General features: G+C 39.7%; 16 protein-coding genes. All 16 read left to right on the plus strand.

Going from position 1 to position 17141, the window contains the following annotated elements:
* The first annotated feature begins 170 nt into the window (after positions 1-170).
* The 16 genes from SST62_RS0102550 to SST62_RS0102630 all read left to right on the plus strand — a co-directional run bounded on the left by SST62_RS0102550 (position 171) and on the right by SST62_RS0102630 (position 17007).
* Entirely contained in the window at positions 171-2339 is a 2169-nt protein-coding gene (locus tag SST62_RS0102550) for an alpha-galactosidase (protein WP_029186189.1), read from the plus strand.
* 12 nt (positions 2340-2351) lie between these two features.
* Positions 2352-3587 (plus strand): extracellular solute-binding protein, encoded by a 1236-nt coding sequence (locus SST62_RS0102555; RefSeq protein WP_029186190.1) that lies wholly within the window; start codon positions 2352-2354, stop codon positions 3585-3587.
* A gap of 136 nt (positions 3588-3723) precedes the next feature.
* On the plus strand, positions 3724-4596 hold the full coding sequence (locus SST62_RS0102560; protein ID WP_029186191.1) for a carbohydrate ABC transporter permease: 873 nt from the start codon (positions 3724-3726) through the stop codon (positions 4594-4596).
* Positions 4597-4606: 10 nt separating this feature from the next.
* Complete coding sequence (locus SST62_RS0102565) at positions 4607-5437, plus strand: carbohydrate ABC transporter permease (RefSeq protein ID WP_009910491.1); 831 nt, start codon at positions 4607-4609, stop codon at positions 5435-5437.
* Between the two features lie 69 nt (positions 5438-5506).
* The gene (gene gtfA / locus SST62_RS0102570) at positions 5507-6955 is read left to right on the plus strand and encodes a sucrose phosphorylase (protein WP_029186192.1); all 1449 of its coding nucleotides are present in this window, start codon (positions 5507-5509) and stop codon (positions 6953-6955) included.
* A 72-nt stretch (positions 6956-7027) separates the two neighbouring features.
* Positions 7028-8644, plus strand: coding sequence for a glycoside hydrolase family 13 protein (locus SST62_RS0102575; RefSeq protein WP_029186193.1), 1617 nt, complete (start codon positions 7028-7030; stop codon positions 8642-8644).
* A 77-nt stretch (positions 8645-8721) separates the two neighbouring features.
* Entirely contained in the window at positions 8722-9351 is a 630-nt protein-coding gene (gene upp / locus SST62_RS0102585; protein WP_012027487.1) for a uracil phosphoribosyltransferase, read from the plus strand.
* Positions 9352-9452: 101 nt separating this feature from the next.
* Positions 9453-10064, plus strand: a complete 612-nt coding sequence (locus SST62_RS0102590) for an ATP-dependent Clp protease proteolytic subunit (protein ID WP_223375679.1) — start codon at positions 9453-9455, stop codon at positions 10062-10064.
* 126 nt (positions 10065-10190) lie between these two features.
* Positions 10191-10463 carry a YlbG family protein gene (locus SST62_RS0102595; protein ID WP_029186194.1) on the plus strand — a complete coding sequence of 91 codons (273 nt, stop codon included), beginning with the start codon at positions 10191-10193 and terminating at the stop codon, positions 10461-10463.
* A gap of 131 nt (positions 10464-10594) precedes the next feature.
* Entirely contained in the window at positions 10595-11764 is a 1170-nt protein-coding gene (locus tag SST62_RS0102600) for an ABC transporter substrate-binding protein (RefSeq protein ID WP_029186195.1), read from the plus strand.
* A 200-nt stretch (positions 11765-11964) separates the two neighbouring features.
* On the plus strand, positions 11965-12852 hold the full coding sequence (locus tag SST62_RS0102605; RefSeq protein WP_029186196.1) for a branched-chain amino acid ABC transporter permease: 888 nt from the start codon (positions 11965-11967) through the stop codon (positions 12850-12852).
* A 2-nt stretch (positions 12853-12854) separates the two neighbouring features.
* On the plus strand, positions 12855-13802 hold the full coding sequence (locus tag SST62_RS0102610; RefSeq protein ID WP_029186197.1) for a branched-chain amino acid ABC transporter permease: 948 nt from the start codon (positions 12855-12857) through the stop codon (positions 13800-13802).
* Positions 13802-14566 carry an ABC transporter ATP-binding protein gene (locus SST62_RS0102615; protein ID WP_029186198.1) on the plus strand — a complete coding sequence of 255 codons (765 nt, stop codon included), beginning with the start codon at positions 13802-13804 and terminating at the stop codon, positions 14564-14566. The genes SST62_RS0102610 and SST62_RS0102615 overlap by 1 nt, the downstream gene beginning before the upstream one ends.
* Positions 14566-15276: an ABC transporter ATP-binding protein gene (locus SST62_RS0102620; protein ID WP_029186199.1), complete on the plus strand. Its 711-nt coding sequence runs from the start codon at positions 14566-14568 to the stop codon at positions 15274-15276. Before SST62_RS0102615 ends, SST62_RS0102620 begins: the two co-directional genes overlap by 1 nt.
* A gap of 235 nt (positions 15277-15511) precedes the next feature.
* Entirely contained in the window at positions 15512-16267 is a 756-nt protein-coding gene (locus tag SST62_RS0102625) for an epoxyqueuosine reductase QueH (RefSeq protein ID WP_024407091.1), read from the plus strand.
* Positions 16268-16350: 83 nt separating this feature from the next.
* Positions 16351-17007, plus strand: coding sequence for a CBS domain-containing protein (locus SST62_RS0102630; protein WP_002935353.1), 657 nt, complete (start codon positions 16351-16353; stop codon positions 17005-17007).
* Positions 17008-17141 lie beyond the last annotated feature (134 nt).

Here is a 17141-nt window from a genome sequence, read left to right on the forward strand (position 1 = left end):
TTAGTGTACCCTGTTTTCTAAAAAAACAACTAGAATTTTCTCAACTTTCTATTGACTTTTTACCACTAGACTTAGGAAACATTATAACATGTTAATGATACAAAAGACCATTAATTAAAGCGCTTTCATTCTATAAAATAAAGTATGTAAAGGAGACAGGAGAGAAGAACATGATTCAATACTTAGAAGAAAATCGCTTGTTCCACCTACAAACTAGAGAGTTTTCATACATTATTCAAATTTTGGAAACGGGAGATTTAGTTCACAGATATTTTGGTAAAAAGGTTAAACATTTTAGTCCGGGAAATAAAATCACATATCTAGATCGATCCTTTTCACCTAGTCCAATTTCTGGAAACAGGACATACTCTATGGATACCTTACAACAGGAATATTCTAGTAATGGTTTAGGTGATTTCCGCACAGCTGCAATTGAATTGCGAAATGAGTTTGGTGTGGCCTTGGATTTAAAGTATAAGGCACACAGAATAAAGAAAGGCAAACAAGCACTTGAAGGATTACCTTCTAGTTTTGCTGATGAGGACGAGGTAGATAGTCTAGAGATTGATCTCTATGATCAGCTAACAGACATTACTGTGACGCTTCAGTACAGTGTGTTTGAGGACGCGAATTATCTTAGCCGTTCTACAACCATTCAAACAGGTCAATTTCCAACAAAAATCGAAAAGGCTTTGTCTTTTACACTTGATTTTCCACACAAAGATTTTGTTGTACATAGCCTAGCGGGCAGATATGGATTTGAAAAGGAGTGGACACAGACACCCTTAACCAAGGGGAAATTTTCCATTGGAAGTATTCGAGGAGCCTCAAGTCATTCAAAAACACCATTCATAGCACTCGCGGACCCTGCTGTAACCGAAGACAGTGGTCATGTCTACGCTGCTCAATTAGTATATAGTGGAAATTTCACTGGATTTGTTGAAGTGACACCTTTAGAGACCTGTCGTTGGGGCATGGGATTAAACGATGAACAATTTTGTTGGGAATTAGGACAACATTCACGTTTCCAAACACCAGAAGTTCTCTTATCCTTCACTGATAAAGGGTTGACTGGCATGACACAAGATAGTCACGAGTTCATAAAAAATCATATTGTGGCTTCGAAGTTTAGCCATCAAGAACGCCCGATCCTCATTAATAACTGGGAAGGGACCTATTTCGATTTTACTGAAGACAAGATCGTAGAGATGGCGAAATCGGCCAGTCAAGTTGGAGTAGAACTTTTTGTACTAGATGATGGTTGGTTTGGAAAACGAAATAATGATGAAAGTTCATTGGGTGATTGGAAAGTCAATTTGGACAAGCTACCAAATGGTTTGGATGGACTGGCTGATCGTATAAACCAACTTGGCATGAAATTCGGATTGTGGTTTGAACCAGAGATGATTTCAGTAGATAGTGATCTCTATCGGAAACACCCAGATTGGGCCATTCATATTGATAGGAGGAAACCGATTTTCAGTAGAGAACAATTGGTGTTGGATCTGACCAGGTCAGAGGTTTGTGATTATATTATCGAATCTGTCGCAAGTATATTAGAGTCAGCTCCGATTAGTTATGTTAAATGGGATATGAATCGCAATATTACGAATATGTCGCCATATTATGCAAATGATCAACGATTTGAATTCCATCATCGCTATATTTTAGGACTATATCGAGTTTTGGACAACCTTACCAAGCGTTTTCCAGACATCTTATTTGAATCCTGTGCTGGTGGCGGTGGTCGAAACGACCTCGGTTTGCTCTACTATATGCCACAGGCTTGGGCTAGTGATAATACAGATGCGATTGGTCGACTTTCTATCCAAGAAGGGACTAGTTTGATTTTACCTGCTTCTTCTATGGGAGCCCATGTGTCTGCAGTTCCTAACCACCAAGTTGGTCGAATCACTCCGCTTGCAACACGTGGTAATGTGGCAATGATGGGGGGAGCATTTGGTTATGAACTAGATTTGACCAAACTAAACTCAGATGAGTTAGATGAAATCCGTCAGCAAGTTCAAACCTTCAAATCCATTCGCTCAACAGTTCAGGAAGGCTTGCTCTATCGCTTGAAAAAAACAAGCAATACCTGGGCTGCCAATTATGTCAATAAAGATAAAAGTCAAGCGGTATTCACCTTTGTTAAGATACTGGCTCAATCAGAAGCTCCGCTTTTACAAGTTCAATTAAAAGGACTTGATTCAGATGCCTTGTATGAATGTCCTCAATTGGGAGAATCATTCTACGGTGATGAATTGATGAACATTGGACTTACAATGCCACATGTTCAAAAAGATTATTTTAGTGTACAATATATTTTTAACAAAATCTAGGAGGATTTTATAATGAAAATGAAAACATTTTTAAAATGTGCGTCGGTTTGTGCTTTTGCCAGCTTTTTGGTTGCTTGTGGGAATGCAAGTAGTAGCGATAAGGTAGAAATTGAATATTTCTCACAAAAACCTGAAATGCAAGCGACTCTGCAGGAAATTATTGATGATTTTGAAAAAGAAAATCCTACGATTGATGTTAAATTTTCAAATGTACCAGATGCAGGAACTGTTCTGAAAACCCGTATGGCAAATAACGAAGCTCCAGATGTCATCAACATTTATCCACAAAATGCGGACTTTAAAGCATACGCAGCGGATGGTCGTTTCCTAGAAATTGGTGATGATGCAGGTTTAAACCACTTGAAAGATGGTGCTGTAACGCCATATCTTGTTAACGAAAAAAATTACACCCTTCCTTTGACAGCGAATGCTTATGGTATTTACTATAATAAAGATAAGTTCAAAGAGTTGGGTCTCGAAGTTCCTACTACCTATGCAGAATTTGTGGCTTTGGTAGACAAAATCAAGGCTGACGGCAGTGCAGCACCATTTGCCCTTTCATTGAATGACGCTTGGTCATTGAACGGCTACCATCAGTTAGCTTGGGTAACTGTTGCGGGTGGATTTGATGGCGCAGAAGATATTCTGATTCGCAGTGCAAAGGGAGCGATTCAAGATGATGCTACAACGAAAGCTGTCTTAGAACGCTTGCAATTGTTGACAGATAACGGACAAAAAGGTGCAACTGGAGCCCTCTATGCAGATGCAGTGGCAGCTTTTGCGGCAGGAGATGCTCTCATGCTTCCACAAGGTACGTGGGCAGCTACAGCCGTTAACCAACAAGAACCAGAATTTGAATATGGTATGTTTACCTTCCCTGGTGATAAAGAAGGTGGCGACTATACCATCGGTGCAGCAGACCTTGCTCTATCTATTTCCGCAGATACAGAGCACCCAGAAGAGTCTAAAAAATTCCTAGAATACCTCTCTCGTCCAGAAGTGATGCAAAAATACTATGATGTAGATGGCTCACCAACTTCAGTTGAAGGTGTAGCTACAGAAGGCAAGTTTGAAGAAACTGCTGGAGTTACACAATATGCCTTCACTGACAAACACGTAGTTTGGTTGCAATCTGAATGGGAATCAGAAGAAGAGTTCTGGAATATCACTGTTGAAATGGTTAAAAAACCAAACTCAGCAGAATTAGTGAAAAAACTGAATGCATTCTTTGATCCAATGAAAAAATAATTCAAGAAAACTATAAAGAGGGCTAGAACAGCCTAGCTCTTCTTTATAGTTGCTTAGGGTCAGTTTGAATCCCCCTTACCACTCCATTCAAACTGACCCTAAGCAACTATACATATTTTCAAAAAGGAGTACCATGATGAATCAAAAAGGATTTATTGCTAAATATTGGCCCTATCTATTTGTTGCCATACCAATTGGTTTACAGTTGATCTTTTTCTTCTATCCCCTATTTACAGGTATCTATTACAGCTTGACGGATTGGAATGGATTGACATCGGATTTTAGTTTAATTGGTATTCAAAACTATCTAGACATCTTAAAAAATCCTGATTTTTATACTTCCATGACCTTTACCATTATCTTCACTATTGGTTTGGTCATCGGAGAAATTGTTATAGGGATTTGGTTGGCTACCTTGCTCAATCGTAAGATTAAAGCAGTTGGTTTCTTTAGAACCTGGTATTTCTTCCCGGCGGTGCTATCCACAGTCACTTTAGGATTGATTTTTGTCCAATTGTTCAACTATGGTTTCACACAAATTGGTGAGATTCTGTATATTGATTGGTTGATGGAAAACTTATTGGTCCAAGAAAATACTGTTATTCCAGCTGTACTTTTTGTGGCTCTCTGGCAAGGGTTGGCGATGCCAGTCATCATTTTCTTGTCTGGTTTACAAAGTATCCCAGAAGATGTTAAGGAAGCTGCTGCAATTGATGGTGCAAGTCGTTCTCAACAGTTCTTCAATATTGAGCTTCCATTCTTATTGCCATCTATCAGTATGGTTTTCATCTTGGCTATGAAATCAGGTTTGACAGCATTTGATCTTATCTTTGCATTGACAAGTGGTGGCCCAGATGGCAAAACAGAATCCTTGGGCTTACTCGTTTACAACTATGCCTTTGTAGACAACAAATTCTCTTATGCCAATGCTTTGGCTGTAGTACTCTTCATCTTCATTATTGTCATCTCATTGATTCAGATGAGAATTTCGAAGAAATTTGAAATTTAGGAGGACTGTCATGAATACTCAAAAACAGAAAAATTGGTGGGTCTATCTCGTGCTCTTCAGCGGTATTCTCTTCATGTTTATTCCGCTACTTGTGACGATTATAAGTTCATTCAAACCAACAAAGGAAATCACGAGCAATTTCTTTGGTCTTCCTGAAAATTTCACCTTAAATAACTACGAACGCTTGTTTAATGATGGGATTGTACAATATTTTGGTAATTCTGCCTTGATAACGATTGTAGCTGTTGGCTTGATTTTACTTGTTATTCCAATGGCAGCTTTCGCCGTAGCCCGTCAAATGAAACGCCAGACAGTGTTTAACTTTATCTACTTTTTCTTGATTATTGGGATTTTTGTACCTTTCCAGGTGATTATGCTCCCAATGACCAAATTAATGTCAAGCCTTGGTTTGAATAATATTGTCGGCTTGATTATCCTCTATTTGACCTATGCAGTTCCTCAGGCCCTCTTCCTCTACGTCGGCTATATTAAGACCATTGTTCCTGAGGAAATGGATGAGGCGGCAGCTATTGATGGCTGTGATAAATTTACCATGTACTGGAAAATCATTTTCCCACTCATGAAACCTATGCATGCAACGGTTTTGATTATCAATGCCCTCTGGGTCTGGAACGATTTCCTCTTGCCGTTACTAGTATTGAACCGTGATCAAAGCATGTGGACTTTACCACTTTTCCAATACAACTATCAAGGCATGTATTTCAGTGATTATGGACCATCATTTGCCTCCTATGTGGTGGGAATTATTCCAATCTTACTTGTCTATCTTGTCTTCCAAAAACATATTATTTCTGGTATGACGAGTGGTTCTGTCAAATAAATCGAAAGGTTGACTTGTTCAACCTTTTCTAACAATGAAAAAAGAAAAGGCTTACAAAGGAGAAAATCTATGAAAATTAAAAATCAAGCGATGTTGATTACTTATTCGGATAGTTTAGGCAAGAATCTTAAGGATTTGAAAAAAGTACTTGAGGGGCCATTAAAGGATGTTGTGGGAGGTATCCATATTCTGCCGTTTTTCCCATCATCAGGTGACCGTGGGTTTGCACCAATGGATTATACAAAGGTAGATCCTGCATTTGGAGATTGGTCAGATATTGAAGCATTGAGTAAGGACTACTATCTGATGTTCGATTTTATGATCAATCATATTTCTGCAAAATCTCCTTATTTCCTTGATTTTCTTGAAAAGAAAGATGAATCAGCTTATGCGGATTTGTTTATTCGCTATAAAAACTTTTGGCCAAATAGTGAGCCAACGCAAGAAGATGTTGATTTGATCTACAAGCGTAAACCTCGTGCTCCATATCGCATTGCCAAATTTGCTGATGGTAGCGAGGAGAAGGTATGGTGTACCTTTGATGAGCAACAGATTGACTTGGATGTGACTACAGAGACAACACGTCGGTTCATCCAAGAAAATTTGGAGCAGTTGGCAGAACATGGTGCTTCGATTATTCGCTTGGACGCCTTTGCTTATGCCAATAAAAAAATAGGAACCAACTGTTTCTTTGTAGAGCCTGATATTTGGGAAATGCTCCATTTTCCACGTCAGTTATTGGCACCAAAAGATGTAGAAATCTTACCAGAAATTCATGAGCACTACACCATTCAGCAAAAAATTGCGGAACAGGATTATTATGTTTATGACTTTGCCTTGCCAATGCTGGTTCTCCACGCTTTGTATTCTGGTCATGTCAATCGTCTGGTTCACTGGATGGAGATTTGCCCTCGTAAGCAATTTACAACTCTTGATACACATGATGGAATAGGTGTTGTGGACGTTAAGGATTTGCTGACGGATGAGGAGACAGAGGAAACGCGTGAAGCCTTATATGCACAAGGTGCCAATGTGAAGAAAATTTATAGTACAGAAGCCTACAATAATTTGGATATTTATCAGATTAACTGTACATATTATTCTGCCCTTGGCAACAACGATCAAGCTTACCTATTAGCGCGTGTTCTTCAATGTTTTGCACCTGGTATTCCACAGATTTACTATGTTGGTTTACTTGCAGGCGAAAATGATATTGAACTTTTAGAATCAACTAAGGAAGGCCGCAATATCAATCGCCATTATTATGATTTGGAAGAAATTGAGAACGAAGTACAACGGCCAGTTGTACAATCCTTGTTCAAACTCCTTAAATTCCGCAATACAAGTCCGGCTTTCGACGGAGAGTTCTCTGTTAAGATGCTGGATGAAACAAGTATGGAAATTGTCTGGAACAATCAAGATGCAGGGGTGTCTGCCCGTCTAACAGCAAATCTAAAAGAGAAATCCTTTGAAATTGTTGAAATAGAAGAGGGCAAAATTACCACAATTGAGTTATAATATGATTATATAGAAAGAGGGGGATTCCCCTTTTTCTTGCGTAAATTAGATTGTATAGAAAGGATCAATCAAATGTCAGAAATACAAAAGACAGATTGGTGGAAGAAGTCCGTCATTTACCAAATTTACCCTCGTAGTTTTCAAGATTCAAATGGAGATGGAGTAGGGGATATTCGAGGGATTATCAGCCGATTAGATTATCTTCACGAGCTTGGAATTGATGCTATTTGGCTTAGTCCTGTTTATCAGTCCCCCATGGATGACAATGGTTACGACATCAGTGACTACCAAGGAATTGCTCCAGAATTTGGGACCATGGAAGATATGGAAGAGCTGATTGCAGAAGGCCATAAGCGCAATATCAAAATAATCATGGATTTGGTGCTCAATCATACCTCGGATGAACATTTTTGGTTTCAAGAAGCCCTCAAAGGACCAGATAATCCCTATTATGACTATTATGTTTGGGCTGATGAGCCGAATGAATTACGCTCGACCTTTTCAGGCTCTGCTTGGGAATACGTTTCACATCTGAACAAATACTATCTCCACCAATTCTCTGTTAAGCAACCAGATTTGAACTGGAAAAATCCTGCTCTGAAACAAGAAATCTGGGACATGATCAATTTTTGGATTGAAAAAGGTGTCGGTGGTTTCAGGCTAGATGTGATTGATTTGATTGGAAAAGAACCGGAAAAATTAATTACAGCCGATGGACCGACTCTCCATCCTCTTATTCAGGAATTAAATGAGAAAACCTTCGGTGCTTACGATTTAGTGACTGTTGGGGAAACCTGGAGTGCCAATCCAGAAAATGCTCAGTTATATTCGCATCCTGACCGAAAAGAATTTTCGATGATTTTCCAATTTGAACATGTAGGACTTGATCAGCAGGAAGGGAAAGAAAAGTGGGATTTGGCACCGCTTGATCCAGCTCGTTTGCATAAGGTTCTATCTAAATGGCAGACTGAACTGGTTGGTAAAGGCTGGAACTCACTTTTCTGGAATAACCATGATTTACCTCGTGCCATTTCTCGCTTCGGTGATGATCGACCTGCCTTTCGTGAGCTAAGTGGTAAAATGTTGGCTATTTATCTTCACTTTATGTCAGGGACACCTTATATCTACCAAGGTGAGGAAATTGGTATGATTAATACACCGATTACGGATATTAGCCAAGCGGACGATATTGAAACACGTCGCATGTATGCGGAACGGATTGAAAATGGCTTCACCAAGGAGGAATTGATTACTTCTATAAATGCCAAAGGTCGTGATAATGCTCGCCGTCCAATGCAATGGACAGGAGCAGAAGGAGCAGGTTTCAGTACAGGTCAAGCCTGGCTGGCTTTGGGAGATACTGTCAAAGACATCAACGTTGAAAAAGCACTGGCAGACAAACAATCGCTCTTCTATACCTATCAAAAATTAATCGCTCTTCGGAAAGATTATCCTTGTATGTCTGAAGGAAAATATGAAGTGATGGAGACTGGAAATAGCTCGGTAATGGCCTACCGTAAATATGATGATCAGGATGATTTCATCATTCTGGTAAATTTCACCAGTGATGAGCAAGCATTTGAAGTATCAAGTGAAGGGTATTCCTTGTTTATGCATAATTACGATGTGGCTTCATTTTTTGATGGGCAATTATTGAGACCATATGAGGCAGTCGTTCTCAAAAAATAAATTCCTTTTCTTTTCCCATGCTTTTTTCATGATTTTTTGGTAAAATGGAAAAAACAAAAAAGAGAGGTTTTATCATCATGGGTAAATTCCAAGTCATTTCACACCCACTCATTCAGCACAAGTTGTCAATCCTTCGTCGCACATCGACTTCTACTAAGGATTTTCGTGAGTTGGTAAATGAAATCGCAATGCTAATGGGTTACGAAGTTTTGCGTGACTTGCCACTTGAAGATGTGGAGATTGAAACGCCAATCACTAAAACAGTTCAGAAACAAATTGCAGGTAAAAAATTAGCTATCGTACCAATTCTTCGTGCAGGTGTTGGTATGGTTGATGGTTTGCTAAGCTTGGTACCAGCAGCTAAAGTTGGTCACATCGGTATGTACCGCGATGAAGAAACCCTTCAACCCGTTGAGTATCTTGTGAAATTACCAGAAGATATTGATCAACGTCATATTTTTGTAGTTGACCCAATGCTTGCTACAGGTGGTTCAGCTATTCTTGCAGTTGATTCATTGAAAAAACGTGGTGCTTCAAATATCAAATTTGTTGCTCTTGTTTCAGCTCCAGAAGGTGTAAAAGCTCTTCAAGATGCACATCCAGACATTGATATTTACACAGCAGCCTTGGATGAAAAACTCAATGAAAAAGGCTACATTGTACCAGGTCTTGGTGATGCTGGTGACCGCTTGTTCGGTACAAAATAATTGATTAAAAGGAATCAGCTCTGCTGGTTTCTTTTTCATTTCCTGAAATCGTGTTTTTTATTTGACCAATTTTGACTATTCATATATAATGGGTACAGAAAATCTCGAAAAGGAGTAATTTTATGATTCCAGTAGTTATTGAACAAACCAGTCGTGGTGAACGTTCGTATGATATTTACTCACGCCTTTTGAAAGACCGTATTATCATGTTGACAGGACCAGTTGAGGATAACATGGCAAACTCAATCATTGCCCAATTGCTTTTCCTTGATGCCCAAGATCCGACTAAGGATATTTATCTTTATGTCAATACACCAGGAGGTTCTGTGTCAGCAGGTCTTGCCATTGTAGACACGATGAATTTCATTAAAGCTGATGTTCAAACCATCGTTATGGGAACAGCAGCCAGCATGGGAACGATTATTGCATCAAGCGGTGCCAAAGGTAAACGGTTCATGTTGCCAAATGCAGAATACATGATTCACCAGCCAATGGGCGGAACTGGTGGCGGTACGCAACAAACAGATATGGCTATTGCTGCTGAGCACTTGCTCAAAACCCGTAACAAATTGGAAAAAATCTTAGCTGATAATTCTGGAAAAACAGTCAAACAAATCCATAAGGATGCAGAACGTGATTACTGGATGTCAGCAGAAGAAACCTTGGCTTACGGATTTATTGACCAAATCATGGACAATACAAAAGTCAAATAAGCAGTGACAAATATGTAATAACACTGACTATTCCTATTAGCTCCAACTCTTTTACAGGTAGTTGGAGCTTTTCATTTATCATTGAAAACGGTATAATATAGAAAGAGAATTTTTAGAGGAGAAGACATGTTTGAGAAGAAAAATCGCACTTGCTTAACTGTCTATTTACACTACAATCGTGATGCACGTAAACTCAGCCAATATGGAGATATTGTTTACCATTCTAAACGATTACGATATGTTTTGGTGTATATGGATCAAGAACTAGTAGAAGCTACCATATCAAAATTGAAAAAGGAACGTTTTGTAAAAAAAGTGGTTCCTTCGTACATTAAGGAATTAGACCAAAACTTTGTAGGTAATCTATGGAGAGATGAAGAGCAATCAGTCGTAGGATAGTCGGAATTAGCAGGGGATACATACCTGCTAATTTTTTATTTTAAAAATTTTTTCTTTTTTTGTTGACAATTTTCAGATAATTCAGTATATTAGATACATCGTAAAATTTAAGAAAGATTTAAGGAGTTTTCATGAAAACAAGAAAATTTGCAGTAGCGCTTGCTACATTTGCCTCTGCAGCTCTACTTGCTGCATGTGGTAATGTTTCGACAACCAATACTTCAGCCGCAGGTTCTTCTGTAGGTGATACATTTAAAATCGGCTACAACTTGGAGTTGTCAGGTGCTGTTTCATCTTATGGTCAAACAGAGGAAAAAGGTGCCAACCTTGCTGTGAAAGAAATCAATGCTACGGGTGGTATTGACGGCAAAAAAATCGAAGTAATCACAAAAGACAACAAGTCTGAAACAGCAGAGGCAGCTACTGTTGCAACAAGCTTGGCAAGTGAAGGGGCAAACGTTGTGATTGGCCCTGCTACATCAGGAGCTTCAGCAGCCTCTATTCCAGCATTGACATCTGCTGGTGTTCCTATGATTACTCCTTCAGGAACTCAAACAAACCTGGTTGTGAACGATAAAGGTGGGGTCCAAGAATACTTCTTCCGTACAACCTTTACAGATGGGTATCAAGGTCAAATTATGGCTAAATACGCTACTGAGAACTTGTCAGCTAAGAAAGTTGTTCTTTACTTTGACAACTCTTCTGATTATGGTAAGGGTGTAGCAGAGGCTTTCAAGAAGGCTTACAAAGGAGAAATCGTTTCAGAAATCACATTTGCTTCTGGCGATAAGGATTTCCAAGCTGCTTTGACAAAATTGAAAGATAAGGAATTTGATGCCATCATCATGCCTGGTTACTACAATGAAACAGGTACAATTGTGAAGCAAGCACGCGGTTTGGGTATTGACAAGCCAATTCTTGGTTCAGATGGTTTTGACTCACCACAATTTACTGAATTGGCAACTGCATCAGCAGCATCAAATGTTTACTACCTTTCTGGATTTGTAACATCAGCAAGCGAAAAAGCAAAAGCATTCCATGATGCATACGTGAAAGAGTACAATGAAGAGCCATCAATGTTCTCAGCTTTAGCTTACGACTCGGTTTACATGGCAGCAGAAGCAGCAAAAGGTGCAGCTGATTCAGCAGCAGTGAAGGCTAATCTTGCAGCTCTGAAAGACTTTGAAGGTGTGACTGGTACAATGTCTGTTGACAAAGAGCACAATGTCGTTAAATCAGTTTATGTTGTTGGTTTAACAAACGGAGAAGAATCATCTGTAGATACTATCTCTATTGACTAATAGTGGATGAAAAGAGGGAATTCCCTCTTTTTCGCTTGTCAGAATGTATAGAATAGTATACATGTTGCTTTAAAATTTGGTTAAATTTTCGGTAATTTTAATGATTAAACTCTCTATCTAACTTGCTTATTTTCAGAAAATTTTGTATAATGTAACAATGCTATTGAGCTCGAAAAATATTTAGAAAGATTGGTGAACCTATGCTTCAACAACTTGTCAATGGTTTGATTCTTGGTTCTGTTTATGCCCTTTTGGCCCTTGGTTATACCATGGTGTACGGAATTATCAAACTCATTAACTTCGCCCATGGTGACCTCTATATGATGGGGGCTTTTATGGGGTATTTCTTATTAAATAACCTAACTTTCATTGCCGACGGTGGCACACGATTCTTTGTTGCCCTCATCTTGTCAATGGTTGGAACTGCCCTTCTTGGTGTCGTCATTGAATTTTTGGCTTATCGTCCCTTGCGTCATTCAACGCGTATTGCAGCCTTGATTACTGCCATCGGTGTATCCTTCTTCTTGGAATACACTATGGTCAAATTCTTTACAGCAGACGTAAAAGCCTTTCCACAAGCAATCGAAGCTGTGACCTTTAACCTTGGCCCAGTTTCTGTAACCAATATCCAGTTGATTATTCTTGGTGTATCGCTTGCGTTGATGGTCGCTCTTCAATTAATTGTCAAACGTACAAAAATGGGGAAAGCCATGCGTGCGGTCTCTGTAGATAGCGATGCGGCTCAGTTGATGGGGATTAACGTAAACCGTACAATCAGCTTTACTTTTGCTCTTGGGTCAGCTCTTGCGGGTGCTGCGGGTGTTCTCCTAGGTCTCTACTATAACCAGATAGAGCCTTTGATGGGGATGACGCCAGGTCTGAAAGCCTTTGTTGCGGCAGTATTGGGCGGTATCGGTATTATTCCAGGTGCAGCACTTGGTGGATTTGTTATCGGTATTATTGAAACATTTACATATGTAATCGGTTTGGATACTTTCCGTGATGCGATCGTTTATGCTGTATTAATCATCATACTCCTTGTTCGTCCAAGTGGTATTCTTGGTAAAAATGTGAAAGAGAAGGTGTAACCATGAAGCAAAATTTAAAAGTTAATGCAATTTGGTTGGCAATCTTATTAGCTGGCTTTGGAATCATTCAGGGACTTGTTTCAGCTGGTATTTTGAATTTTTACTATGTTCAAATTGTACAGCAAATCGGTATTCAGATTATCTTGGCTGTCGGCTTAAACTTGATTGTCGGTTTTTCAGGTCAATTTTCACTTGGACATGCTGGATTCATGGCTATTGGTGCCTACGCAGTGGGTATCCTTGGGAAAATGATGCCATCTTATGGTGGTTTCGCCATCGCCTTGCTTGTCGGTATGTTGGTTGCTGGAGGTGTAGCACTCTTAGTAGGTCTTCCAACATTGCGTTTGAAAGGTGACTACCTTGCTATTGCGACCCTTGGTGTTGCAGAGATTATTCGTATTTTAATTATCAATGGTGGTAGTGTAACGAATGGTGCAGCAGGTATTATGTCTATTCCACTCTTTACAAGCTGGCCTTTAGTTTATATTTTTGTAATTATCACAACCTTGGTGACAGTTAACTTCCTACGTAGTCCAATGGGACGTGCTACAATTTCTGTTCGTGAGGATGAAATTGCGGCAGAATCTGTAGGTGTCAATCCAACATTTGTTAAAGTTTCAGCCTTTGTATTTGGTGCTATGACGGCAGCCATTGCAGGTGGTCTCCATGCAGGATACGTTGGGACAATTGTTCCGAAAGATTTTGCCTTTATGACCTCCGTTAACGTTTTGATTATCATTGTATTGGGTGGTTTGGGCTCTATTACAGGTACCTTTGTAGCAGCAATTGTACTTGGTATTTTGAACGTATTCCTCAAGAGTTACTCTGATATTTCAATGATTATCTATTCATTAGCTCTTATTCTCTTGATGATTTTCCGTCCTGGAGGTCTTTTGGGAACGAAGGAATTCAGTGTAGCGGCTCTACTCAAGAAGAAGGAGGTTAAGTAATGGCATTACTTGAAGTAAAAGATTTAACCAAGAACTTCGGTGGCCTGACTGCCGTTGGTGACGTGACCATGGAACTTCATGAAGGGGAATTGGTTGGTCTTATCGGTCCAAACGGTGCTGGTAAAACGACTCTTTTCAACCTCTTAACAGGTGTTTATGAGCCAAGCGAGGGGACAATTTCTCTTGCAGGGACTATTTTGAACGGTAAAGCACCATCAAAAATTGCTTCGCTTGGTCTTGGTCGTACTTTCCAGAATATTCGTTTGTTCAAAAATATGACCGTTTTGGAAAATGTTTTGATTGGTTTGGGAAATCATGGCAAGGCTCATGTCTTTGCAAGTTTCTTCCGCCTACCAGCCTTCTACAAAAATGAAGAAGAATTAAAAGCAAAAGCAATTGATCTCTTGAAGATTTTTGATTTGGATGGCGATGCAGATACATTAGCTAAAAATCTTCCGTATGGCCAACAGCGTCGTCTGGAAATCGTTCGTGCCCTTGCGACTGAACCAAAAATTCTTTTCTTGGATGAGCCAGCGGCTGGTATGAACCCACAAGAAACGGCAGAATTGACCCAACTCATCCGTAAAATCAAAGAAGAATTTGGCATTACTATCATCTTGATCGAACACGATATGAGCTTGGTTATGGAAGTGACGGAGCGGATATACGTATTGGAGTACGGTCGTTTGATTGCCCATGGTACACCAGAAGAAATTCGTAATAATAAGCGTGTAATTGAAGCCTACCTTGGAGGTGAAGCTTAATGGCAATGTTAGAAGTAAAAAATCTTTCCGTTAACTACGGTGTTATCGAAGCTGTTAAAGATGTTAGCTTTGAGGTTAATGAAGGTGAAGTTGTAACACTTATCGGTGCTAATGGTGCTGGTAAAACCTCTATCCTTCGTACTATTTCAGGACTTGTCCGTCCATCAGTTGGAACGATCTCTTTCCTTGGAAATGAGATTCAAAAAGTTCCTGCTCGTAAAATCGTTGCAGACGGTTTGTCACAAGTTCCAGAAGGTCGACATGTCTTTGCAGGCTTGACTGTTATGGAAAACTTGGAAATGGGTGCCTTCCTTCGCAACAATCGTGAAGAAAACCAAGCAAACTTGAAAAAAATCTTTGCGCGCTTCCCACGTTTGGAGGAGCGTAAGAACCAAGATGCCGCTACCCTTTCAGGTGGTGAGCAACAGATGTTGGCCATGGGACGTGCCCTAATGAGTCAACCAAAACTCTTGCTCCTTGACGAGCCGTCAATGGGCTTGGCTCCAATCTTCATTCAAGAAATTTTTGATATCATCCAAGATATTCAAAAACAAGGAACAACTGTCCTCTTGATTGAGCAAAATGCCAACAAAGCCCTTGCTATCGCAGATCGTGGCTATGTTCTAGAAACAGGAAAAGTCGTCCTCTCAGGAACAGGAAAAGAACTCCTCGCCTCAGAAGAAGTCAAAAAAGCATATCTGGGTGGCTAAAAAGGTCCGGGGGACCTTTTTAGGTCGGAGATGAGAACCGCTGGTAAGCGGTTTTCTTTATAAGTGGGTTACCCCACGTTTTAAGTTGGAGATGAGAAACGCCGGCGGGCGTTTTTCTTTATATCAAGGTCCGAGGGACCTGTTTAGGTGGAAATGGGGAGCGTTCTCTCATATTATTACTATCTATGCAGTGGTCTTCAAATATAGTATAATGAATGTATATTTGGAGGTTTGTATGATTAAAGTTGAAGAGATTTTATCGACTCTATCACCGAATCAAAAGGTTAACTATGATAAAGTATTTCAAAAAATGGCGAGCACGTGGCAGGAAGCGGGGCTTCGACCGAAAATTCTCATGCATGTCTGTTGTGCACCATGCTCGACCTATACATTGGAGTACTTGACTCAATATGCAGATGTAACCATCTATTTTGCGAATTCCAATATTCATCCAAAGGCGGAATACCAGCGGCGGGCAGCCGTGACGGCCCAGTTTGTCAAAGAATTTAATCAGAAAACTGGACAGTCGGTAGGCTACCTAGAAGCTGACTATAGCCCTCAGGAATTTTTCAAGAAAACTCAGCATCTTGCCAATGAGCCAGAGGGAGGAGATCGGTGTAAGGTTTGCTATGATTATCGGTTGGATAAGACTGCGGAGAAGGCAGTTGAGCTTGGTTTTGACTATTTTGGTTCGGCTTTGACAATCAGTCCACATAAGAATTCGCAGACCATCAATGCTGTTGGGATTGAGGTGCAGAAATTATACGATACCCAGTATCTTCCGAGTGACTTTAAGAAAAATGGAGGCTATCAGCGTTCAGTTCAAATGTGTGAAGAGTATGACATTTATCGCCAGTGCTATTGTGGCTGTGTCTATGGGGCCAATGCCCAAGGTGTCAATCTCATACAGGTAAAAAAAGAAGCCTTGGAATTTTTGAAAACGCACAGAGATTATTCCCATATTCCTTTCAAGGTACTGGATAAGAATTGATTTTCATTTCTTTTCATTAAATATTGAAATCGTTTTCGGATTTGTGGTATAATAAAGTATGATTTACCAAAGGAGGAAGTCCTATGTCTGTTAAAGATTTTATGACCCGTAAAGTTGTTTATATTTCACCAGATACAACCATTGCACACGCTGCAGATATTATGCGTGAACAGGATTTGCACCGTCTACCTGTTATTGAAAATGATAAGTTGGTTGGTTTGGTCACTGAGGGAACGATCGCAGAAGCTAGTCCATCGAAAGCAACTAGCCTATCTATTTACGAGATGAACTACCTTTTGAATAAGACTAAGGTCAAGGATGTGATGATTAAGAATGTTATCACAGTCTCAGGTTACGCTAGTCTTGAAGATGCTGCTTATCTCATGTATAAAAACAAAGTGGGGATTCTTCCAGTTGTTGATAACGGTCAACTGTATGGGGTCATTACTGATCGTGATATTTTTGCAGCTTTTCTTCATGTCTCAGGGTATGGAGAAGAAGGAGTACGCGCTCGGTTCCTTGTTGAAAATAAGGCAGGGGAGTTAGAAAAAATTATTCGATTGGTGGCAGATAAGGATTATAATATTGTGTCTACTGTGCAACTTGCTACCAAGTCTGGAAAAGTTGTCATCGAAGTACAGATTGACGGAAAAGTTGATGTTGAAGAAGTTCGAACTCTTTTCGAGGGTGCAGGTATCCAAGTGGATAGCTTGGTTCCGACTGTTGCTAAAAATATTTAAAAACCGAGATTTCTCGGTTTTTTTCTTTAGCTATCATTCTAGTATTTTAGGGGAATGTGATATAATCCCGACTTTATCACTTTATTTTTCCACGATCCGCTTCAATCGCTTGATAGAATTGGATTTTTTAAGTA

The organism is Streptococcus suis YS56, from assembly GCF_000440115.1.
Lineage (GTDB): Bacteria > Bacillota > Bacilli > Lactobacillales > Streptococcaceae > Streptococcus > Streptococcus suis_L.